Below are 19762 nucleotides of genomic sequence, written 5' to 3'. Positions count from 1 at the left end.
GGTGGGAGCCGGGTGCGGCCGTGTGGCCGAAGGAAGCTACCAAAGTCGCGCGGACTCAGACTTTCGGAGCTGCGGCACATCCCGAGGGCCGACGCGACAGCCCGGCGGACCGGACCACGATCAACGCATGAAAAAGATTCTCGAAGGCATCGGCACGGTGCTGCTGGTCGTGGGTGTCTGTGGAGTGCTCCGCGAGCTGACGGGCTGGTTCCGCTTCCTCGGGTTCACGCGCTTCGTCACGGAGTACTTCGGTTTTCTGCACGGGCGGGAGATCTTCGCGAACATTGTGATCGCCGTGGTCGGCTTCGCGGTGCTGATGATGGCGGACCAGTACCGGAGGGCTTAGGCGGCGGCTTCGGTCAGCCTGGTCACTTCGGCGAGGTGCTCGCTCATGCGGTTGCTGACGCTGCCGCTGGTGTAGAGCACGGCGCCGACGACGGAGACCGGGACGGACAGGCCGAGTACGCCCAGAAGTTCGGGCCAGTCCCGTTCGGCCGTGCACCTGTTGTCGCCGTTGTACGACCCCTCGTTGGCCGTCGAGCGGTCCGTGAAGAGCCGCGCCTCGCACAGGGATTGATACCCCGCGTCGTACGGCGTGAGCAGCTGGACGCCGAACCACACCCACAGCAGTGCCGCGGCGGAGAGCAGCCCGAAGCCCCAGGCCCGGACCCGCTTGGCACGTGCCCGGAACTCTATGTCGTACGTCAGTGATCGCATGGCGCCAGAACCTAGCAATCCGCCCGGTCGGCCGCGCGCCTGCCCCAGGTGGTGCCCGCCAGGACCAGGCCGGCGCCCAGCAGCCCGAGCGCGCCGAGGTGTTCGCCCGCGATCGCGATACCGGCCGCGGCCGCCCACAGCGGTTCGGTGCCGAGCAGCAGGCTGACGCGCGACGGCGAGGTGCGGCGTACCGCCCACATCTGCACGAAGAAGGCGAACAGCGTGCAGAACACGGAGAGGAACAGCAGCCCGGCCCATTCGCGCGGGCCGAAGCCGGCGGCCACCGACCAGGGCGAGGCCCCGGTACCGGGGACGGCGGCCAGCACCGCGAACACGGCGACCGCGCTGCCCAGTTGGACCGTCGTCAGGGAGAGCGAGTCCGCACTCTGCACCGCCTTGATCCTGGCCATCGCCAGCACATGGACGGTACGGGCCAGCGCGGCCAGCAGCATCAGCAGATCGCCGAGCGAAGGTGCGCTGAAGCCGCCGCCCTGGGTCAGCAGCACCACACCGGCGACGGAGAGGCCGGCCGCGGCCACAAATGCCCGAGACGGCCGGGTCCTGCTCACCGCTGCCTCGGCGAGCGGCGTGAAGATCATGGTGAGGCTGATGATGAGCCCGGCGTTGGTGGCGGAGGTGTGCACGACGCCGTACGTCTCGAGCAGGAAGATCCCGCTCAGCACGAGCCCGAGGAGAGCGGCGCCGCGCCACTGCGCGCCGGTCAGCGCCCGCAGCTTGCGGTGGCCTGCCGCGGCCAGCACCGGCAGGACGAGCGCGAAGCGGAGCACCAGCACGGCGACGACCGTGTGCGTGGTGGTGATGCCCTTGGCCGCGAGATAGCTGGCGCCCCACACCACGGCCACCAGCAGCACGGGCAGGTCGGTGAGCCAGGCGCGTCGGGGCGCGAGGGCAGCGGCGGGTACGGCGATCGACGACACCTGGGTCTCCAAGGGTTCCAGCAGGGTGGAGACTTCGGCGGCTCGCACGCGGAGCGATCACCGTACCCGGGTGGACGCGTGAGTACTACAAGCTTTATTCGGTCTCGTATGTGCCGTACTCGGGGCGGCCCGCCAGCTCGTACGTGTGGATGGCCACGCCCGCGCCCGTGACACGGGCCCCGGCGTGCCGGAACGCGGTCGGTACCGCGCCGTTGGCGAAGAGACGGCGGCCCGTGCCCAGGACGACGGGGAAGATGAGCAGATTGAGCTTGTCGATCAGGTCGTGCGCCATGAGGAAGTGGGCGAGACCGCCGCTGCCGTGGACCTGGAGCTCACCGTCCGTGCGCTCCTTGAGCGCCGCGACCTCCTTGGCGAGGTCACCGTCGATGATCGTGGTGCCGGCCCAGTCGGCCTTGTCGAGCGTGCGCGAGGCGACGTACTTCGGCAGGGAGTTGAGCCGCGACGCGACCGGGTCGGCGGGGTCGGTCACCTTGGGCCAGTAGCTCGCGAAGATCTCGTACGTACGGCGGCCGAGCAGGAAGGCGCCGGCCTGGTCGAAGACCTCCGTGATGAACCGGCCGAAGTCGTCGTCGCCGTACGGCACGGACCAGCCGCCGAGCTCGAAGCCGCCGCTGGCGTCCTCGTTCGGTCCGCCAGGGGCCTGCATCACGCCGTCGAGGGTGACAAAGGTGGTGATCGAGAGCTGTGCCATGGCAAGTGCCTGCTTCCTGGATGCGGTGTTCCGTTCATCAACTCGGACCCCGCCCGTGCCGCGAATTCATCGGTCGGCCCGGCTGGAGCGAGATGACAGCCAATCCGCATGGCGGTGCCGACGATCTCTTGCTGAGGGGGTCACACGGGGATTCAACGTCCGTTTGCCGCCAGCACCGAGGAGGCAGGGCCGCTTTCCTTGAGGTCGTAACCACTACTGACAAAAGGGGTACAGGATGTCCAGGACGGCTCTGGTGACCGGTGGCAGTCGCGGCATGGGGGCGGCGATCGCCCTGCGGCTCGCGCGGGAGGGCGTCGATGTGGCGATCACGTATGTGCGCGGCGAGGAGGCCGCCCAGGCAGTGGTCCACAAGATCGAGGCGACAGGGCAGCGGGGTCTCGCGCTGCGGGCGGACGCGGCGGACGCCGAAGCGCCCGGCGCGGCCGTCGGCCGGGCCGCGGACCGGCTGGGGCGGCTCGACATCCTGGTCAACAACGCGGGCGTCGGCGTACTCGGTCCCATCGAGGACCTGTCCGCAGGCGATGTGGACCAGGTGCTCGATGTGAACGTACGGGCGGTGTTCCTCGCCGCGCAGGCGGCGGCCGCCCGGATGGAGCGCGGCGGGCGGATCGTCTCCATCGGCAGCTGCATGGCGCAGCATGTGCCGGGTCCCGGCGGCACGCTCTATGCGATGAGCAAGTCCGCACTGACCGGCCTGACCAAGGCGCTGGCCCGGGAGCTGGGCGGGCGCGGCATCACGGCGAACTTGGTCCACCCGGGCCCGATCGACACGGACATGAACCCGGCCGACGGCCCGTACGCCGAGCCGCAGAAGGCGGACACGGCGCTGGGCCGTTTCGGCAGCGCGGAGGAAGTGGCCTCCCTGGTCGCGTACTTGGCGAGCGACGAGGCGGCGTACATCACGGGCGCGGAGCTGTCGGTGGACGGCGGCCACGCGGCGTGACCGGGCTCCTCGCCGGCGGACATCCCAGCCTCGCCGGCGATTGAGGCGCGGGGTCTGGGGCGGAGCCCCAGTTACAGGAAGGGGCGGGCAGGGGAAAGCCCCCCGGGGCTCAGCCGCCCAGTTCCTGGTGGCGCGCCGCCAGGCGGTCCGCGCCGTCCGCCGTCAGCGAGCCGAACAGCCGCAGGCGCGAGATGCCGCCGTCCGGGTAGATGTCCACCCGGACATGCGTGCCCACCGCCGGGGCAGCCAGCACAAAGCGGTGATTCGTGTCCGGCTGCAGGCGCGTGCGCGGGAGGATCTCCGCCCACTCCCCCGTCTCACCGTCGCGGAGCGAAACCGCCGCCCAGCCCGCGCTGTTGCCCTTCAGATACGCCGTGTCGATCTCCACCGCGCGGATCTCGGCCTGCTCCACCAGCTGGTAGCGGATCCAGTCGTTGCCCTTGTCCCGGCGGCGGCGGGTCTCCCAGCCGTCGTCCATCTTGCGGGAGCGGCCCGGCTGGATGGTGTTGGTGGCCGGGGAGTAGAAGCGGTCGGAGGCGTCCTCGACCCGGCCGCCGTTCTCCAGCGCCACGAGGTCGAAGGTGCCCAGCACGCCGAGCCACGCCGGGTCGGGCGCGACGTCGCCGTAGACCCGCAGGCGGGCGATGCCGCCGTCGGGATGCTGGTTGACGCGCAGGTGCGTGAAGCGCTGCTCGACGTCGACCGCGAAGCCGTTCGCCGCGTGGCCGCCGACGGCGGTACGGGGAACGAGCGTCGTCCACTTCACGTCGTCGGCGAGGAGGTCCTCGGGCGAGGGTGAACCGGACACCGACGCGGCCTCGACCGACACCGCCTGCGGGTAGTTGCCGCGGAAGTGGGCTGTGTCGACGACGATGCCGCGTACGACGCCGGGTGCACCGAGCCGTACCAGCGCCCAGTCGTGGTCCTCGTCGGTCGGGTGCGGCTGCGCGGCGCTCACACCACGGCGACGGCGGGTCTCCCAGCCGTCCATGATCTTGCCCTTGTGGCCGAAGTGCTCCGGGTCGAACTCCGCGGCCTCGGGCTTCAGCATGTTCTCGCGCTCGGCGAAGAACTCGTCGTTGGCGGCGATGACGCCCGCGCCGAGGCGGCGGTCGGCGAGGTCGGCGTAGTGCACGAAGGGAAAGTCGGCCGTGCGGTAGTCGGTGTACGGGTCGCCGCCGCCGAACGGGCCGGCGTCACCGGTGAAGGAAGGTATGGACACGATCAGTTGTTCCTTTCGAGCAGCCGGCCGGTCGGCTCGGCCAGGGTGCCGTTCTCCACGATGCGTTCGCCGCGCAGCCACGTCGACCTGACGACTCCGTGCAGGGTCTTGCCGGCGTACGCCGTGACCTGATTGCGGTGGTGGAGTTCGGCCGGGTCGACGGTGAAGGTCTCGTCGGGCGCAAGGACCGCGAAGTCCGCGTCACGGCCCGCCTCGATGGCGCCCTTCCGGCTCAGGCCCGCGAGCTCCGCGGGAGCCGCCGACATCCAGCGGACGACGTCCTCGAGCGTGCGGCCGCGTTTGCGTGCCTCGGTCCAGATCGCCGGGAGGCCCAGCTGGAGCGAGGAGATGCCGCCCCAGGCAGACGCGAAGTCCGGGGTCTTCAGATCGGTGGTGCAGGGCGAGTGGTCGGAGACGATGCAGTCGATCGTCCCGTCCGCCAAGCCCTCCCACAGCGCGTCCTGGTTCGCCGCCTCTCGGATGGGCGGGCAGCACTTGAACTCCGTTGCCCCGTCCGGGACTTCCTCCGCCGTGAGGGTGAGGAAGTGCGGACACGACTCGACCGTGATCCTGACGCCGTCCCGCTTGGCGGCCGCGATCAGCGGCAGCGCGTCGGAGGAGGACAGGTGCAGTACGTGTACGCGGGCGTTGAGTCGCTCGGCCTGCGCGATCAGGCCTTCGATCGCGGTGTTCTCGGCGTCGCGCGGCCGGGAGGCGAGGAAGTCGGCGTACTTCGGTCCGGACTCCTGCGGCGCGGCGGCCAGGTGGTGCGGGTCCTCCGCATGCACGATCAGCAGTCCGCCGAAGCCGGCGATCTCAGCCATGGCGCGGGCGAGCTGCTCCTGGTCGAGCTCCGGGAACTCCTCCACGCCCGACGGCGACAGGAAACTCTTGAAGCCGAAGACACCGGCGTCGTACAGCGGCCGCAGGTCCTTCACATTGGACGGGATCGCGCCGCCCCAGAAGCCGACGTCGATGTGCGCCTTGCTGCGGGCCACCTCCTGCTTGGTGGCGAGGTTCTCGACCGTGGTGGTCGGCGGGAGGGAGTTGAGCGGCATGTCCAGCAGGGTCGTTATGCCGCCGGCCGCGGCCGCGCGGGTGGCGGTCCAGAAGCCCTCCCACTCGGTGCGGCCGGGGTCGTTCACATGGACATGGGTGTCGACGAGGCCGGGGAGCACGACATCGTCCCCGAAGTCCTCCAGCCGGGCCCCGGACGGCACCTCGGCGTCGTACGGCAGTACCGCCGCGATCTTCCCGGCGGCGACGGCGACCGATGCGGCCCGGGTCCCCTCCGGGGTGATGACGCGCGTGGAGCGCAGTACCAGGTTCACGTCCCTGTCGGACACCCGTATCCTCACTTCCCTTCTGTACCGCGAATCCATTCCGTACAGCGATCCTGTACGGCGATCCTGTACGGCGAATCCGCACTGTGAAATTCAACGAACTGTTGAAGAAGTCTTCACTCCGGACTCCGGTCCGTCAAGACCCTCCCGATCCACCTCCGGACGCCTGGACGTTTCCACAAAGTGAAACTGGAATTTCGCGAAGCAGAAGGTAGATTTGACTGAAGAGACCGGCAGAGGATCGCCGGAGGCGACCGCCGGCACAGGGACAAACGGGCCCTGACCGGCAAGGACGCCTTGACGAGAGCGGTGTGCCGGGCGCAGGCGCCCGGTAGGCTGCTGACTTGTGCCCGCCTGCCCGAAAGGACCGTTGACGTGCCGACGTCCAGCGCCAGCACCACCGACGCCGCCAAGACCGCTTCCAGCGGTGGCGTGCAGTCCCTGGAGCGCGCCTTCGACCTGCTCGAAAGAATGGCCGACGCCGGTGGCGAGGTCGGGCTGAGCGAGCTCTCCGCCAGCAGCGGCCTGCCGCTGCCCACGATCCACCGTCTCATGCGAACGCTGGTGGCCTGCGGTTATGTACGCCAGCAGCCCAATCGCCGCTATGCGCTCGGCCCCCGTCTGATCCGCCTGGGCGAGTCCGCCTCCCGGCTGCTCGGCACCTGGGCCCGCCCCTACCTCGCCCGCCTGGTCGAGGAGACCGGCGAGACCGCGAACATGGCGCTGCTCGACGGCGACGAGATCGTGTACGTCGCACAGGTGCCGTCCAAGCACTCCATGCGCATGTTCACGGAGGTCGGCCGTCGGGTTCTGCCGCACTCCACGGGCGTGGGCAAGGCGCTGCTCGCGCACACCCCGCCGGAAGAGGTACGGGCCCTCCTCGCCCGGACCGGCATGCCGGCCGCCACCGAGAAGACGATCACGACGCCCGAGGCCTTCCTCGATGCGCTCGAGGAGGTGCGGCGCGCGGGCTACGCGGTGGACGACAACGAGCAGGAGATCGGGGTCCGCTGCCTCGCGGTCTCGGTGCCCAACTCTCCGACGGCAGCCGCTGTTTCGATCTCGGGCCCGGCGGGCCGGGTCACCGAGGCGGCCACGGACAAGATCGTGCCGATCCTCCAGGAGGTCGCCCAGGACCTCTCGGCGGCCCTCGCGAGTACGGCGGCGCAGGGCTAGGACCCTCGACGACTGAAGCAGAAGAACGCGACTGCGCCGGCGAATACGAGTCGTCGGCGCAGTCGCGTTCACGGCGTCGGGACCTGCGAGCGATCCGCGTCCAGCAGCATGCGCGCCGCCTCCCGGGCCTGACCTGCCGGCGCGCTGCTCCCGGAGATCGCGGCTGTTGTGATCGCACCCTCCACAAGCAGCAGGAGGGGCTCCGACAACCAGGCGGGGCGCCCCGCCGCAGCCACCAGCTCGGCCAGATACCGCCTCAGCGCATCGACGTGACGGCGGGCCGCAGCCGCGACGCCCTCGGATGTGGCGCCCAGCTCTCCGAATGAGTTGACGAAGGCACAGCCCCTGAAGTCGGGCTCCTCGAACCACGACTCCAGCCAGTCGAAGACCGCCAGGATCCCGTCCTCATGCGAGGGCCGGGCGTCGACATGGCTCGCCAGCGCCGCGCGCCACCGCCCGTCACGTCGGAGCAGATAGGCCTCCACCAGGCGCTCCTTGGAGGGGAAGAGCTGGTAGAGGCGTTTGAGGGACACCCCTGACGCGTTGCGGATCTCATCCATGCCGACCGTCTGCAGTCCGCGCGCGTACAAGAGCGTCTCGGCTGCGTCGAGGACTCGGGCCTCGAGTGCTGCGGCTTCCATGCCAACCCCCGCCTTGCGTGAGAATCACCGTTCTCCTAGGCTACGGCACAGAAGGGAGAACGCACGTTCTCCCGGTTTCGAAGGGGAGAGCCATGACCGCGGACAGGCCGCCGTTCCCGCCGTTCACCGCCGAAACCGCACTGCAGAAAGTCAGGGCGGCGGAGGACGCGTGGAACAGCCGTGATCCCGAGCGGGTCGCGCTCGGCTATACCGAGGACTCCGAGTGGCGCAACCGCGATGTGTTCCTCTGCGGGCGCGCGGAGATCGTGGAGTTCCTGCGCGACAAGTGGCAGTACGAGCTGGACTACCGGCTGCGCAAGGAGCTGTGGGCGTACACCGACAACCGCATCGCGGTCCGCTTCGAATACGAGTGGCGCAACGAGGACGACAGGTGGTTCCGCAGCTACGGCAACGAGAACTGGGAGTTCGACGAGCACGGTCTGATGCGGCGCCGGTACGCGAGCATCAACGACTTCCCGATCGCCGCGGACGAACGGCGCATCTCCCTCTGAGCCTCGGGCCCGGCTGCCGGACGGACGGACCCGGCCCTCAGACATGGCTGCCGGACGGACCCGGCCCTCAGGCGCGGCGCTGCGGCGGTACCTCGCCGAAGAGGTCGACCGCGTTCCGCACCCCCATCAGCGCCGGCGCCAGCGCGCTGACCGAACCGATCGCACCGGCGATCAGCAGCAGCGAGCGGCGCATACGCGGGATCTCCGGACCGCCGTGGGCCACCATCGCGGCCAGCACGGCCAGTTCGTCCTCGGCGATACCCCGGTCGGGGAACTCCGCAGGATGCCCGGCGAGTTCACGGCGGAGCCGGGAGACGGCGAGACGCAGCTCCGTCGCCCTCGGGTCCTCGCCGCTCCCTGTCACCCGCGTCTGCCCCACGCTCCGCAACAAAGTCTCCCCCTCGCACATCGGTGTGCCGGCCGGTGACCCATCGGTGTCGGTCAGCCACCCTGGGTCGCGGGCCAGTTAACGCCATCCGATGCGGTGGGCGCCACTCCGTGGACGTAATTCAGGACGACGGCTGTACGGAGTCGTTCGCACCGCGCCAGACCGTCACATCAAGGGTGATGTAGTGGCTGGGGTCCGACTCGGGCGACCTCCCCTGAAAGGTGACCAGGCCGACGTTCCCCGTCTCGCTCAGCACACAGAACTTGGCGCCCTTCGACAGGTTTTCGATCTTGAGCTGAGTGGCGAACCGGGTCTCGCTCCGGCAGGTCGCCAGGTCGGCGCTCTGGCCGGTGCGCAGCAGGACGAGCTTTCCGTTCTTGGCGTCGATCGTGCCGAGGAAGTACTCGTGCTCGATGTCGCCGTTGTTGGTGTCACCGGGAATCGGCTTGACCGGATCGTCGCCGAGGCTGATGCCGTAATCGTCCGTCACATTGAGGCCGTTGTACGTTTTGGGCGTCGGGTCCGCGACCGGTTCAGCGGGCTTGGAGGACTGGTCGCCGCCCGGGGTCTGGGACGAGGGTGTGGAATTCCCCGACGGCGTCGAGCCCTGACCCCTGTCCTGATTCTGCGACTCGTTGCTCTTGTCCTTGTCCTTGTCGGACAGCGCGACGTACACGCCGCCGCCGGCCAGCGCGCCGACCACCAGCGTGGCCACGACCGCGATGGCCAGATTCCGGCCGGTCTTCTTCTTCGGCGCGACGGGCGCGACCGGCCCAGTGACCATTTGGTAGGGCTGCGGGGGCTGGACGTACTGGGGTGCCGTCTGCGCGTGCGGGGTGGCATGCGCGTGCGGGTAACCGTAGGTCGGCGACTGGGGCGGCGGGCCGAAACCCGGCGGCGGGGTCGCCGGTGCGGAGGCCGCGGTGGGCGGCGGAACCGGAGCGGGCGCGTGCATCTGCGCCTGGGCGGCGGGCTGCGTGGGCGCGTGGTGCGGCGGGACGGCAGCCGCGGCCGGGGCCTGTGCAGGGACCTGAACAGGGGCCTGCGCGGGTGGCTGGGCCGGAGGCTGCACCGGAGCCGGGGCCTGCCCTGCGGGCGGAGTCACCGGCGGCGCGGGGGCCGCCTTGCGCGTGGTGATCTCGGCGGCGACGGCGCCCGGCAGCCACTCCTCGGGCCGGCGCAGCACTGTTTCCGCATTGGCGGACTGGCAGATGGCGAGGAGGTCCGCGACCGAAGGCCGGGCCTCGGGGTCCTTCGCCAGGCAGCGGTTCACCAACTCGCTCAGCTGCTCGGGCAGTTCAGTGAGGTCGGGCTCCTCGTGCACGATCCGGTAGAGCACGCCGTGCGAAGTGCCTTCGCCGAAGGCCGCCTTGCCGGTCGCCGCGTACGCCGCGACCTGGCCGAGCGCGAAGATGTCGGTGGCCGGGGTGACCTGGCTGCCGGCCGCCTGCTCCGGGGCCATGAAGGAGGGGGTGCCGATGGTGACGCCGCTGCTGGTGAGCGAAGTCGCGTCGGCGGCCCGGGCGATACCGAAGTCGATGACGCGCGGTCCGTCCGATGCGAGCAGGACGTTGGCCGGTTTCAGGTCGCGGTGGACGATGCCCGCGCCATGGATGACGTGCAGCGCCTCGGCGATCCCGGCGACCAGCAGCAGCACGGTCTCCACCGGCAGCTTGCCGTGCTGGATGACGGCGTCGGCGAGGGAGGGCCCGGGGACGTAAGCCGTGGCCAGCCAGGGCTGCTTGGCCTCCGGGTCGGCGTCGATGACCGGCGCGGTGTACAAACCCTGGACGCGCTGTGCGGACTGCACCTCCTGCGCGAAGCGGCGGCGGAATTCGGCGTCTTGGGCGAAGTCGGGCCTGATCACCTTGATGGCGACCGGGCGGCCGCCGGGCGTGTACGACAGGTACACCTTGCCCATGCCACCGGCGCCGAGCCGGGCGGCCAGCCGGTATCCGGCGACGTTCTGCGGATCTTCTTCGCCCAGCGGCTGGAAGACCGCTCCGTCGTGCGCACGCCCACTCATCGACTCTTGTCCCCCATGGCCAACTTCAGTATCGGAGGTGCACCTTATCCAAGCGCACGCCTCACTCTCCACGTCGGACGAGCCTCGTGACCCGGCCGGTTGCAAGCCGTTGCCGACGGACCGCCACCGGCTCGGCACTTCGACCGCATATGAGGTAAGGAGTCCTTATGGCACAACCACCGAGGGAACCGATCGTCGCCGGACTGCTGCTCGCGGCGGGCGGCGGCCGCCGGCTGGGCGGACGCCCGAAGGCGCTGCTCGAGCACCGGGGCAGGCCGCTGGTCGAGCACGCGGTGCGCGTGCTGCGCGAGGGCGGCTGCGGACCCGTGCATGTGGTGCTGGGCGCGGCGGCCGATCGCGTACGGAACGTGGCCGACCTCTCCGGCTGCGTACTGGTGGACAACCCGGAGTGGGAGGAGGGCATGGGCTCCTCACTGCGAGCGGGTCTGGAGTCGCTCGGCACCACGGAGGCGGACGCGGCGCTCGTCTCTCTCGTGGACCAGCCGGGGATCGGCGCGGCGGCTGTGGCCCGCATCCGCGCCGCGTACCGATCCCGGGATTCGCTCGCGGCGGCCGCGTACGAAGGCGAGCGCGGGCATCCGGTCCTGTTCGGCGCGCACCACTGGAGGGATATCACTGCGAGCGCGGTCGGCGACCGCGGCGCACGCGCGTATCTGAAGTCGCACGAGGCCTCGCTCGCGCTGATCGAGTGCGGCGACATCGCCGAGGCGTACGACATCGACACGGCCGAGGATCTGGCGCACCTTGAGTAAACGGCGTGGCACTCAGCGCCATGATCTGTCGACCCGGAGAATCTCGATATCAACAAACCATTGAACTTCCACCATGAGGAAACTACTATCCACTGGTCAGAAGCGCCCGACTCTCCAGACGGCGCCCGCGACCGTACCTCGGCTCTTGCGGCACCGAGTGCCGTGTACGCCCGGCGGCCGCCAGGCACCGCCCGCTGAAGGAAGTGACAGCTCATGTCCGCACCAGCGCCGTCCCCGCTGGCCATCGTCGAAGCCGAGCCCCTGCCCCGGCAGGAAGAGGTCCTGACCGACGCGGCCCTCGCCTTTGTGGCCGAGCTGCACCGGCGGTTCACACCACGGCGTGACGAGCTGCTCGCCCGCCGCGGTGAACGCCGTGCCGAGATCGCTCGCACCTCCACGCTGGACTTCCTCCCGGAGACCGCCGCGATCCGCGCGGACGACTCCTGGAAAGTCGCCCCGGCCCCGGCGGCGCTCAACGATCGCCGTGTCGAGATCACCGGACCGACCGACCGCAAGATGACCATCAACGCCCTGAACTCGGGCGCGAAGGTCTGGCTCGCGGACTTCGAGGACGCCTCGGCTCCCACCTGGGAGAACGTTGTCCTTGGCCAGCTCAATCTGATCGACGCCTACGAGCGCCGGATCGACTTCACCGACCCCCGCTCCGGCAAGTCGTACGCGCTGAAGGCCGCCGACGAGCTCGCGACGGTCGTCATGCGCCCGCGCGGCTGGCACCTGGAGGAGCGTCATCTGCAGCTCGACGGAAGCCCGGTCCCCGGTGCGCTGGTCGACTTCGGCCTCTACTTCTTCCACAACGCCAAGCGCCTGATCGAGCTCGGCAAGGGACCGTACTTCTACCTCCCGAAGACGGAGTCGCACCTTGAAGCCCGCCTCTGGAACGACATCTTCGTCTTCTCGCAGGAGTACGTCGGCATCCCGCAGGGCACCGTCCGCGCGACCGTCCTGATCGAGACGATCACTGCGGCGTACGAGATGGAGGAGATCCTCTACGAGCTCCGCGACCACGCGGCCGGCCTGAACGCGGGCCGCTGGGACTACCTCTTCTCGATCGTCAAGAACTTCCGTGACGGCGGCGAGAAGTTCGTGCTCCCGGACCGCAACGCGGTGACCATGACCGCGCCGTTCATGCGCGCGTACACCGAGCTGTTGGTCCGCACCTGCCACAAGCGCGGCGCCCACGCGATCGGCGGCATGGCGGCCTTCATCCCGTCCCGCCGCGACGCCGAGGTCAACAAGGTCGCCTTCGAGAAGGTCAAGGCGGACAAGGACCGCGAGGCGGGCGACGGCTTCGACGGCTCCTGGGTCGCGCACCCGGACCTGGTGCCGATCGCGATGGCTTCGTTCGACGCCGTGCTGGGTTCGAACCCCAACCAGAAGAACCGCCTCCGCGAGGACGTCTCGGTTGCGGCGGGCGACCTGATCGCCATCGACTCGCTGCACGCCAGCCCGACGTACGACGGTCTGCGCAACGCCGTCCAGGTCGGCATCCGCTATATCGAGGCATGGCTGCGCGGCCTCGGCGCGGTCGCGATCTTCAACCTGATGGAGGACGCGGCCACCGCGGAGATCTCCCGGTCCCAGATCTGGCAGTGGATCAACGCGGGCGTCGTCTTCGAGAACGGCGAACTCGCCACCGCGGACCTGGCCCGCAAGGTCGCGGCGGAGGAACTGGCCGCGATCCGCGAGGAGATCGGCGAGGAGGCCTTCACGTCGGGCAACTGGCAGCAGGCGCACGACCTGCTGCTGAAGGTGGCGCTGGACGAGAACTACGAGGACTTCCTGACGCTGTCGGCGTACGAGCAACTGGTCGGCTGATTCACGCCACTTCACCACGACGCCCCCGGTACCGCACAGGGGGCGTCGTGCTGCACCCCGGCGGTGGGTCCAGTCCGGGCGCCCGTCAGGAGCCGAGACCTGCCATCTCGTCGGCTCCCCCAACACGGCCTGCCCGCCCTTCACATCGGAGAATCTGATCGCGAGCTTCGGCGACGCGGGGCGGCAGTGCCTCGGCGAACTTCAATCCGACATCCCGGACGGGGCGATGGCGCGCATGCACACCACCGGGTTGGCCAAGAATTCGACATGGCCGGCAGCAGTTCGGTCAAGCACTACGACCTCGGCAGCGCCGCCCCTAACGACAACGCCCTGCCACAGCCCGACGAACCAGGCCGCCACGAACTACTCCCCCGCGGTCGGCTTCTCCCACCTGGGAATCCCGGAGCCGGAGACGCTCGTCGAAGGCATGCGCATGGGAAACGTCTGCCGTGGTGACGTCGACACACCCGACGGCAAGAAGGTCCAGTATTGCGCCAAGCTCTTCGCCCATCGGTCCACAAGCGGCACTACGCGGATCTTCACCAGGACCGGCATCGAGCCGAGCCTGACCCCGCCGCCCGCCAAGCCGAAGGCGTAACGCGGGCGCTTGCGCTGCCTGGCTTCGGCACAACCGCCGCCGCCCCGCGGCGGAAGGGTGTGTACCACGCGTTGAGAGGCCCCCGACGGTCCCTGTCGAAGTCGAAAAGGCCTGCCACTGCTTCGTCTTGGCCAATGAAGTGGTTCGAACAGGCCAAGCTGAACCCCACCCCCGGATAAGCGCTCAACAGTTCGATAAGTCTTGTGGCGACCAGGTGATCGGCGCCAAGCCCATCGCCGGCTAGCTCGGGGGTACTTCCATGCGAATACCGTGGTTCCGTCATGCCCGTAGACGGACACTCATCTTGCTCACGATCGCTGCACTCCTGCCCGTCGCGGCGCCGGCCGCGACTGCTGCGGGCAATCAAACGGATCTGCGCGTCGAGACCTACATGCTGCCCTCAGGAGCCGCGAAGCCGTCACTGGACGAGCTGCGTTCCCGCCAGGGCATGGAGACTCTGCGTCACAAGGTGCGGGCCATGGAGTCGGATGCCCGGCTTGCGGCGGAGACGGTGGGGCCTGCCGCCTCATACGCGCCGTCGGCCACCGAGCCGTCCGGCTCCGCTCCGGCCGCATCCAGTCGCTCGGCCTCTCAGGTGACACCGTTCGCCACGTATCCAGAACCTGCGCGCACGATGACGTACGAGGAGTGCAGGAAGGGCCTGGGCAGCAGCAAGAAGTTCTTCATCAAGTCCAGGTTCGCCGTCTGCTCGGGTGCGACGTTCCTCCAGACCTGGATCCGCAACAACCGGCCCGTCGGCGAGAGCATGTTCAACGTCCGGGTCGTGGGCACGATCGCCAAGAACAGCCGCGAGATCAAGTTCCAGTACTACTTCACCGAGATGGAGCGCACCGGAACGACCGCCACCGCCGGCATGAAGATCACGACCAAGGGCGCCATCCCGCAGAGTTGGCCCTCGGGTGTCCGGTACGACCAGGGCGGCAGCATGCCGGGCACCAAGAGCTTTGACGAGCTCAAGCAACATCGGACTTACCTGCACACGGTGAACGCCAAGCCGGGACAGGGCAGCAGCGGATCCACCGACCTCGCCTTCGCGGTGTACGAGCCCTCCATATCCATTACACCGCCGCCCGGTTGGCGGCTGAGCGGTGCCCTGAGCGGCAAGCTGTTCATGCTCGCGCCGCGATGGGACGCCGCCACGTATCTGGCGAACTCCACCGGCGGTGGCAACCCTGCGCGCAGGGGCGCCGCGACCTTCAGCTATCTGACCACCCTGTCCTACAGCACCAAGGCGGGGGCCGAGGAACGGGCCGTCGCCGAACACATCCGGACCGCGTTCACCAAGCCGCTCGACACCAAGCCCTACATGTCGGCCAAGAAGGTACCCGGCCAGGCAGCACAGGAGCCGCTGCATCGTCTGGTGCAGCAGACCCGTAAGGACGACAACCGCAAGGCGGCCGTCAAACAGTGCAAGCGGTACTGGGGGGCCAACTACTCCCAGGGCGGTGCCAGGGAGTGCGACGAGTATCCCTTCGCCACCACCTACGAAGGTGCCGCCCAGGCCGACTACGACCCTGATGCCAAGAAGTTCAACTTCTCCGTCAAGCCCGTGGCCAAGGCCGACAACGGTGCCGCGGGAAGCCTGCTGCTCGGGTTCTACGCGAAGAACCGCTTCATCGACGGGCTGCAGGACGGGTTCCTGGTGAAGATCACCTCGTGAGCCGTTGGGGCGGCAGCAGGATGCTGCTGCCGCCCTCCACGGCGACTGCTGTCACGCCTTGGGCCAGAAACGGACGAGATATCGCTCAGCGCCCTCGGCCGTACCTGTCTGCTCCGACAGACGTTCGGCCTCCTCCCGGCCCACGCAACAGACCTGCACGCGCCAGGCGCCGCCGCTGTCCGAGAGTGTGACGACGGCGTCGGTCCGGCCCAGGCTCATCGACCACAGAGCCACCTCACCGCTGGTCGATTCGAAGTCGACCTCACCGTGCTCGTCCCACCGCGTCCAGTCCTCTTCGGGCGGGGGTCCGTTCCACACCTCGACTGCCACCGAAGCGGTGTGCGTGTGGCCTGCGCTGAAAATGTCGATGCGCCCAGGAAACGTAGTGAGGAACTGGCCGAACACGGAGTCGTCCGGGTAGGGCACCGGCAGATCGCCGTCGTCGGATTCCTGGAAGCAGAAGCTGTGATAGCCGACATCCGCGTCAAGTTGTTGCTGTCGGATCAGTTCCGCCACGCCAACTCCTCACCATGAACTGCCGCCTGGTCATCGAGCGTGATGGTAGTAGCTCGCACGTGCCGAGGGTTCGCTCAAGGACCCGACGGTGGGGGCAGGACGGTACCCCTCCGCCGTGAACATCAACGCGCTTGCCGCGGGCTCACCCGACACGGGGTGGTCTCCGCGGGTCCGTGGCGAACAACGCAATGTCTTGGCGCCCGCGTCACGCCGCACCCTCTGGTGGTCGCTGAATAGCCGCGTCGCCTCAGCGAATGGGCGGCAGTCGCAGCTCCGCCCACACATGCTTTTCGGGGGCACCCGCGTGGGGCGCGACGCCCCAGCGGTGAGCGAGCTGGGAGACGAGGTAGAGGCCTCGACCCGATTCAGCGTCCATGGGTGGGGCGGTCAGTTCGCCGGGCGCGGGGCGTCGCTCGGTACGGGTGTCGGCGACCTCGAGGCGGAGGGTGGCCTCGGCGGTCGCGGTGAGGCGGAGGTGGAAGTCCCGGCCGGGGACGTGTCCGTGGCGTACAGCGTTCGCCGTGAGCTCGGCGGCGATGAGAGTGACCGTCTCGTTGGGGGTGGAGTCGTATGGGTAACCCCAGTCGTCGAGCCGGTGCGAGACGAGCCGGTCGGGCGAGGCGTGCGCCGCGCAGGGTGGAGGTGAACTGCATCGAGACCTCGCGTGTTGGCGTGGGGAGTTGCTGACACGCCTCGTGAGGGGTAATCGCTCGGTTCATGAGGAAAACGCTGGCGGTGCGTGCGTAGCGTTGACCAGGAGGGACGAGCGGACGGGCGCGGGCTGTACGCGTCCTGGGGCGTCGATGTACGCGACTGGGAGCGTGCCCCTCTCGGGGATGGTGCGTTGGCCGCGCAGGTGCGGTGAGTAGGTGTGCGGGCGGGACGGTACGGGAGGTGCGCGGGTCATGGACGATCAGCAGCAGCCGGAGCACGAGTACGAGTCGGGATCGGGCATCCTGCACGTCTTCGGGCAGCAGTTGAAACTGTGCCGGGTACGGGCCGGGCTGGAGCGGCCGGAGCTCGGGTCGATGACGGGGTACTCGGCTTCGACGATCGCCTCGTTCGAGCAGGGGCGCCGGATTCCGCCGCCGAGGTTCATCGACAAGGCGGACGAGGTGCTGGACGCGGGCGGGTTACTGCGGGCGAGCAAGGAGGAGGTGGCGCGGGCGCAGTATCCGGCGTTCTTTCGTGATGCTGCGCGGTTGGAGGCGCAGGCCGTTGAGCTGCACGTATATGCCACGCACGCGGTACCTGGCCTGTTGCAGACCGAGGAGTACGCACGGGCAGTGTTCGCCATGCGGCGCCCGCTGCTGGACGAGGAGACCGTCGCCCAGCGGGTAGCCGCCCGCCTCGCCAGGCAGGAGATCTTTTCGCGCACACCTCTGCCCACTATCAGCTTCGTCATCGAGGAATCCATGCTGCACCGCCCCTTGGGTGGACGGAGCGTGATGCGCGGCCAGCTGGAGCAGATGCTGCTCTGCGGACAGCGTCGCAATGTCGAGCTGCAGGTGATGATGACCGACCGCGAGGAACACGCCTGCTTGGCTGGCCCGTTCACCTTGATCGAGACGAAGGATGGGCGGAGGATCGCGTACGTCGAGGCGCACAAGGACAGCCGTCTCTACACGGAGCGACAGCCGGTCAGGGAGATCGAGGAGCAGTACGGGATTCTCCGGGCGCAGGCACTCACTCCGCGCGAATCGCTGGCCCTCATCGAGAAGTTGCTTGGAGAGAGATGAACGTCAAAGCGCCCATGCAGACCGTTCCCGAGTCGGCCTGGTTCAAGAGCAGCTACAGCAGTGGCGAGGGCGGCGAATGCGTTGAGGTCGCGGCCTGCCCCGGCACGGTTCATGTCCGCGACTCGAAGGACAAGGCGGGGCCGACCCTGCACGTTGCTTCCGAGGGCTGGGCGGCCTTCGTGGAGTTCGCCGCGCAAGGCTGAGCGCGCACGACCCAAGGCTCCCGCCACGGAGGCGATCCGGCGGCGGGGAGCCTCTTTTGTTCGCGCCTGAACGTAAGGCTCAGTCGAAGGACCTAGTCTTCAACAGGTCCACAACGCATACAGAGGTCACCTACTCATCCGCAACACGTACAAGGTACTTCTGACGCGCGGCATGATCGGCACAGTGATCCACTCAACGGATGCCGAGACCCGGGCCAAGTTGCGCGAGTTGGTCGCGAGCAGGCAATTGGTGTCAGCGATCTAGAGGACCACCACCGTGCGCTGCGCCGAGAAGTCACCCCACTTCCCGTCGGGCAGCTTGGCCCGGAGCTTGACGCTGTAACGAGTGCCGGGCCTGTCCGTGACCATGAAGGTGTATGTCGCCTTCCCGGTCGGCGCGGCACCCCAGACGATGGTGGTCGCCAACTTCCCGTTCAGGAACAGTTGGTGCTCCTTGACCGGTCCGTCCGTCTGCGGCGGCGTCCAGCTCAGATCGACGTTCCCCTTGCGGGTGGTCGTCTTGAGATCGGTGGGTGCCGTGCTGGGCCCCTTCCCGGGGGCCGACGCGGTGGTGAGGTCCACGGCGTTACTGTCCGGTGAGGATTTCTCGGCGGCGTCACGTGCCCGAACGGTGAAGGTGTAGACGGTGCCGGGCCGCAGGCCGGTGACGCGGGCGGTCGTCTCGGTGCCGCTCACGCTGTGGATGCGCGAATCCTCCTGGTAGATGTCGTACGAGGTGACGCCTATGTTGTCGGCAGCCTTCTCCCAGCTGAGGGTGACCGCCCGGCCTCCGTCGACCTTGCCCCGCAGCTTGGCCGGCGGCGTGGGCGCCTTCCTGTCCTCCGGCGTGGGGGCCGGGGTGGTGACAGTGATCGCGGGGCTGGGCTTCGAGAGATTCCCCGCGGCGTCCCGCGCCCGCACGGTGAAGCTGTACGCGGTCCTCGGGCTCAGCCGGTCGATGTCCACCATCTGCTTGGCGGCCGGCAGCGTCTTGACCCTGATGCCTTTCTGGAACACCTCGTATCCGGTGACCGCCTTGTCATCCGTGGCCTGCTCCCACATGACATGAACGGAGGTGGCACTGCCCGCCTGGGCGGTCACGCCGGAGGGTGCACTGGGGATCGTGGTGTCCTTCTCCTCACCACCGCAGGAGGTGAGGAGAAGTGCGACCGCGCAGGCCAAAGCGGGGAGTGTGGGGGGACGTTGCACGGTCGGGCCTCCGCGGACGATGGCAATGGTCCAGACCTATATGCCACAGGCTGTGCGCACCCACAAGGGGTACGCCCGCACGGCTCTATGCTCGCCACAAGCGAGTGAAACCGACCGCGAGACCGAGATGCGGGTCGCGCACGCGCACTTCCAGGCGCGGCTCGAGGCGGAGATCGCCGCCGGCCGCTGGTCCCCGTCGGGGCCCACCCCGGTGAACGCCTGGCGCAAACGCCGTGGGGCGGTTCCCAAGTACCTCGGGAACCGCCCCACACCAAGACAACCACGCACCTACACAGCACCGCTGCACCCCGCGAACCCGACGAAGGCGTCCCAGGTCTGCGCCTGGACACTGAGCATCGGCACCGAGGTGTCTTTCGAGTCTCGGACATGCACAACCCCAGGGCGGGCCGCGACCTCTACGCACTCGCCGCCGGCACCGCTGCTGTAGCTGCTCTTGATCCACGCCAGTTCAAGCGCGTTCGGCACAGTCTCTTTGCCGTTCATGTCTCTCCAAGCAACTTCTCGATGAGGGCCGGAGATTCGCGCGGTGTGAGCGCCTGGCGGCGTG

Annotated in this window: 23 protein-coding genes; 11 read left to right on the top strand and 12 right to left on the bottom strand. The window is 68.8% G+C overall.

Annotation, left to right across the window (positions count from 1 at the left end):
* The first annotated feature begins 127 nt into the window (after positions 1-127).
* Complete coding sequence (locus tag ACFWDI_RS06130) at positions 128-346, top strand: hypothetical protein (RefSeq protein ID WP_385301591.1); 219 nt, start codon at positions 128-130, stop codon at positions 344-346.
* Here ACFWDI_RS06130 and ACFWDI_RS06125 read toward each other — a convergent pair.
* The 3 genes from ACFWDI_RS06125 to ACFWDI_RS06115 all read right to left on the bottom strand — a co-directional run bounded on the left by ACFWDI_RS06125 (position 343) and on the right by ACFWDI_RS06115 (position 2367).
* Entirely contained in the window at positions 343-717 is a 375-nt protein-coding gene (locus ACFWDI_RS06125; RefSeq protein ID WP_327326880.1) for a hypothetical protein, read from the bottom strand. The two genes, ACFWDI_RS06130 and ACFWDI_RS06125, sit on opposite strands and share 4 nt — an antisense overlap.
* A gap of 11 nt (positions 718-728) precedes the next feature.
* The gene (locus tag ACFWDI_RS06120) at positions 729-1655 is read right to left on the bottom strand and encodes a DMT family transporter (RefSeq protein ID WP_385301647.1); all 927 of its coding nucleotides are present in this window, start codon (positions 1653-1655) and stop codon (positions 729-731) included.
* A gap of 94 nt (positions 1656-1749) precedes the next feature.
* On the bottom strand, positions 1750-2367 hold the full coding sequence (locus tag ACFWDI_RS06115; protein ID WP_385301590.1) for a dihydrofolate reductase family protein: 618 nt from the start codon (positions 2365-2367) through the stop codon (positions 1750-1752).
* A 235-nt stretch (positions 2368-2602) separates the two neighbouring features.
* On the opposite strand from ACFWDI_RS06115, the gene ACFWDI_RS06110 reads away from it, so the two are divergent.
* Positions 2603-3331: an SDR family NAD(P)-dependent oxidoreductase gene (locus ACFWDI_RS06110; protein ID WP_385301589.1), complete on the top strand. Its 729-nt coding sequence runs from the start codon at positions 2603-2605 to the stop codon at positions 3329-3331.
* A gap of 109 nt (positions 3332-3440) precedes the next feature.
* On the opposite strand, the gene alc is transcribed toward ACFWDI_RS06110, so the two are convergent.
* Positions 3441-4556 (bottom strand): allantoicase, encoded by a 1116-nt coding sequence (gene alc, locus ACFWDI_RS06105; RefSeq protein ID WP_385301646.1) that lies wholly within the window; start codon positions 4554-4556, stop codon positions 3441-3443.
* On the bottom strand, positions 4556-5899 hold the full coding sequence (gene allB / locus ACFWDI_RS06100) for an allantoinase AllB (protein WP_385301588.1): 1344 nt from the start codon (positions 5897-5899) through the stop codon (positions 4556-4558). The genes alc and allB overlap by 1 nt, the downstream gene beginning before the upstream one ends.
* Positions 5900-6271: 372 nt before the next feature.
* On the opposite strand from allB, the gene ACFWDI_RS06095 reads away from it, so the two are divergent.
* Positions 6272-7072, top strand: coding sequence for an IclR family transcriptional regulator (locus tag ACFWDI_RS06095; protein WP_385301587.1), 801 nt, complete (start codon positions 6272-6274; stop codon positions 7070-7072).
* 68 nt (positions 7073-7140) lie between these two features.
* Here the strand turns inward: ACFWDI_RS06095 and ACFWDI_RS06090 are convergent, their stop codons facing one another.
* The gene (locus ACFWDI_RS06090) at positions 7141-7713 is read right to left on the bottom strand and encodes a TetR/AcrR family transcriptional regulator (RefSeq protein WP_385301586.1); all 573 of its coding nucleotides are present in this window, start codon (positions 7711-7713) and stop codon (positions 7141-7143) included.
* 92 nt (positions 7714-7805) lie between these two features.
* On the opposite strand from ACFWDI_RS06090, the gene ACFWDI_RS06085 reads away from it, so the two are divergent.
* Positions 7806-8225: a DUF1348 family protein gene (locus ACFWDI_RS06085; protein ID WP_385301585.1), complete on the top strand. Its 420-nt coding sequence runs from the start codon at positions 7806-7808 to the stop codon at positions 8223-8225.
* A gap of 67 nt (positions 8226-8292) precedes the next feature.
* Here the strand turns inward: ACFWDI_RS06085 and ACFWDI_RS06080 are convergent, their stop codons facing one another.
* Both ACFWDI_RS06080 and ACFWDI_RS06075 read right to left on the bottom strand, forming a co-directional pair.
* The gene (locus ACFWDI_RS06080; protein WP_385301583.1) at positions 8293-8616 is read right to left on the bottom strand and encodes a DUF5955 family protein; all 324 of its coding nucleotides are present in this window, start codon (positions 8614-8616) and stop codon (positions 8293-8295) included.
* Positions 8617-8734: 118 nt separating this feature from the next.
* Positions 8735-10639 carry a serine/threonine-protein kinase gene (locus tag ACFWDI_RS06075; RefSeq protein ID WP_385301582.1) on the bottom strand — a complete coding sequence of 635 codons (1905 nt, stop codon included), beginning with the start codon at positions 10637-10639 and terminating at the stop codon, positions 8735-8737.
* A gap of 167 nt (positions 10640-10806) precedes the next feature.
* Between ACFWDI_RS06075 and ACFWDI_RS06070 the strand changes: the two genes are divergently transcribed.
* The 4 genes from ACFWDI_RS06070 (at position 10807) to ACFWDI_RS06055 (ending at position 15527) form a co-directional block, all read left to right on the top strand.
* Positions 10807-11412, top strand: a complete 606-nt coding sequence (locus tag ACFWDI_RS06070; protein ID WP_385301581.1) for an NTP transferase domain-containing protein — start codon at positions 10807-10809, stop codon at positions 11410-11412.
* Positions 11413-11625: 213 nt separating this feature from the next.
* The gene (gene aceB / locus ACFWDI_RS06065) at positions 11626-13248 is read left to right on the top strand and encodes a malate synthase A (RefSeq protein WP_385301580.1); all 1623 of its coding nucleotides are present in this window, start codon (positions 11626-11628) and stop codon (positions 13246-13248) included.
* Between the two features lie 433 nt (positions 13249-13681).
* On the top strand, positions 13682-13846 hold the full coding sequence (locus ACFWDI_RS06060) for a hypothetical protein (protein WP_385301579.1): 165 nt from the start codon (positions 13682-13684) through the stop codon (positions 13844-13846).
* A 304-nt stretch (positions 13847-14150) separates the two neighbouring features.
* Positions 14151-15527 (top strand): hypothetical protein, encoded by a 1377-nt coding sequence (locus ACFWDI_RS06055; RefSeq protein ID WP_385301578.1) that lies wholly within the window; start codon positions 14151-14153, stop codon positions 15525-15527.
* A 51-nt stretch (positions 15528-15578) separates the two neighbouring features.
* Here the strand turns inward: ACFWDI_RS06055 and ACFWDI_RS06050 are convergent, their stop codons facing one another.
* Entirely contained in the window at positions 15579-16043 is a 465-nt protein-coding gene (locus ACFWDI_RS06050; protein ID WP_385301577.1) for a hypothetical protein, read from the bottom strand.
* A gap of 247 nt (positions 16044-16290) precedes the next feature.
* Positions 16291-16581 (bottom strand): ATP-binding protein, encoded by a 291-nt coding sequence (locus ACFWDI_RS06045; RefSeq protein WP_385301645.1) that lies wholly within the window; start codon positions 16579-16581, stop codon positions 16291-16293.
* A 367-nt stretch (positions 16582-16948) separates the two neighbouring features.
* On the opposite strand from ACFWDI_RS06045, the gene ACFWDI_RS06040 reads away from it, so the two are divergent.
* From ACFWDI_RS06040 to ACFWDI_RS06030, 3 genes are all read left to right on the top strand, one after another.
* Positions 16949-17782 (top strand): helix-turn-helix domain-containing protein, encoded by an 834-nt coding sequence (locus ACFWDI_RS06040; RefSeq protein ID WP_385301576.1) that lies wholly within the window; start codon positions 16949-16951, stop codon positions 17780-17782.
* Positions 17779-17985: a DUF397 domain-containing protein gene (locus ACFWDI_RS06035; RefSeq protein ID WP_385301575.1), complete on the top strand. Its 207-nt coding sequence runs from the start codon at positions 17779-17781 to the stop codon at positions 17983-17985. The genes ACFWDI_RS06040 and ACFWDI_RS06035 overlap by 4 nt, the downstream gene beginning before the upstream one ends.
* Positions 17986-18121: 136 nt before the next feature.
* Positions 18122-18250, top strand: a complete 129-nt coding sequence (locus ACFWDI_RS06030; protein WP_385301644.1) for a hypothetical protein — start codon at positions 18122-18124, stop codon at positions 18248-18250.
* Here ACFWDI_RS06030 and ACFWDI_RS06025 read toward each other — a convergent pair.
* Together ACFWDI_RS06025 and ACFWDI_RS06020 are read right to left on the bottom strand one after the other, a co-directional pair.
* The gene (locus ACFWDI_RS06025; protein WP_385301574.1) at positions 18247-19194 is read right to left on the bottom strand and encodes a fibronectin type III domain-containing protein; all 948 of its coding nucleotides are present in this window, start codon (positions 19192-19194) and stop codon (positions 18247-18249) included. The two genes, ACFWDI_RS06030 and ACFWDI_RS06025, sit on opposite strands and share 4 nt — an antisense overlap.
* 288 nt (positions 19195-19482) lie before the next feature.
* Positions 19483-19698 carry a DUF397 domain-containing protein gene (locus ACFWDI_RS06020; RefSeq protein ID WP_385301573.1) on the bottom strand — a complete coding sequence of 72 codons (216 nt, stop codon included), beginning with the start codon at positions 19696-19698 and terminating at the stop codon, positions 19483-19485.
* Positions 19699-19762: the final 64 nt, after the last annotated feature.

Origin of the sequence: Streptomyces sp. NPDC060064 (genome assembly GCF_042736455.1) — a bacterium.
GTDB lineage: Bacteria > Actinomycetota > Actinomycetes > Streptomycetales > Streptomycetaceae > Streptomyces.
The sequence above is the reverse complement of the archived record's forward strand: the minus strand, read 5'-3'. Positions and strand labels throughout refer to the sequence as shown.

Coding starts and splice junctions, on each gene's coding strand:
- ACFWDI_RS06130 (WP_385301591.1), top strand. CDS start 128: ATGAAAAAGATTCTCGAAGGCATCGGCACGGTGCTGCTGGTCGTGGGT.
- ACFWDI_RS06125 (WP_327326880.1), bottom strand. CDS start 717: ATGCGATCACTGACGTACGACATAGAGTTCCGGGCACGTGCCAAGCGG.
- ACFWDI_RS06115 (WP_385301590.1), bottom strand. CDS start 2,367: ATGGCACAGCTCTCGATCACCACCTTTGTCACCCTCGACGGCGTGATG.
- ACFWDI_RS06110 (WP_385301589.1), top strand. CDS start 2,603: ATGTCCAGGACGGCTCTGGTGACCGGTGGCAGTCGCGGCATGGGGGCG.
- ACFWDI_RS06090 (WP_385301586.1), bottom strand. CDS start 7,713: ATGGAAGCCGCAGCACTCGAGGCCCGAGTCCTCGACGCAGCCGAGACG.
- ACFWDI_RS06085 (WP_385301585.1), top strand. CDS start 7,806: ATGACCGCGGACAGGCCGCCGTTCCCGCCGTTCACCGCCGAAACCGCA.
- ACFWDI_RS06075 (WP_385301582.1), bottom strand. CDS start 10,639: ATGAGTGGGCGTGCGCACGACGGAGCGGTCTTCCAGCCGCTGGGCGAA.
- ACFWDI_RS06070 (WP_385301581.1), top strand. CDS start 10,807: ATGGCACAACCACCGAGGGAACCGATCGTCGCCGGACTGCTGCTCGCG.
- aceB (WP_385301580.1), top strand. CDS start 11,626: ATGTCCGCACCAGCGCCGTCCCCGCTGGCCATCGTCGAAGCCGAGCCC.
- ACFWDI_RS06060 (WP_385301579.1), top strand. CDS start 13,682: ATGGGAAACGTCTGCCGTGGTGACGTCGACACACCCGACGGCAAGAAG.
- ACFWDI_RS06040 (WP_385301576.1), top strand. CDS start 16,949: ATGGACGATCAGCAGCAGCCGGAGCACGAGTACGAGTCGGGATCGGGC.
- ACFWDI_RS06035 (WP_385301575.1), top strand. CDS start 17,779: ATGAACGTCAAAGCGCCCATGCAGACCGTTCCCGAGTCGGCCTGGTTC.
- ACFWDI_RS06020 (WP_385301573.1), bottom strand. CDS start 19,698: ATGAACGGCAAAGAGACTGTGCCGAACGCGCTTGAACTGGCGTGGATC.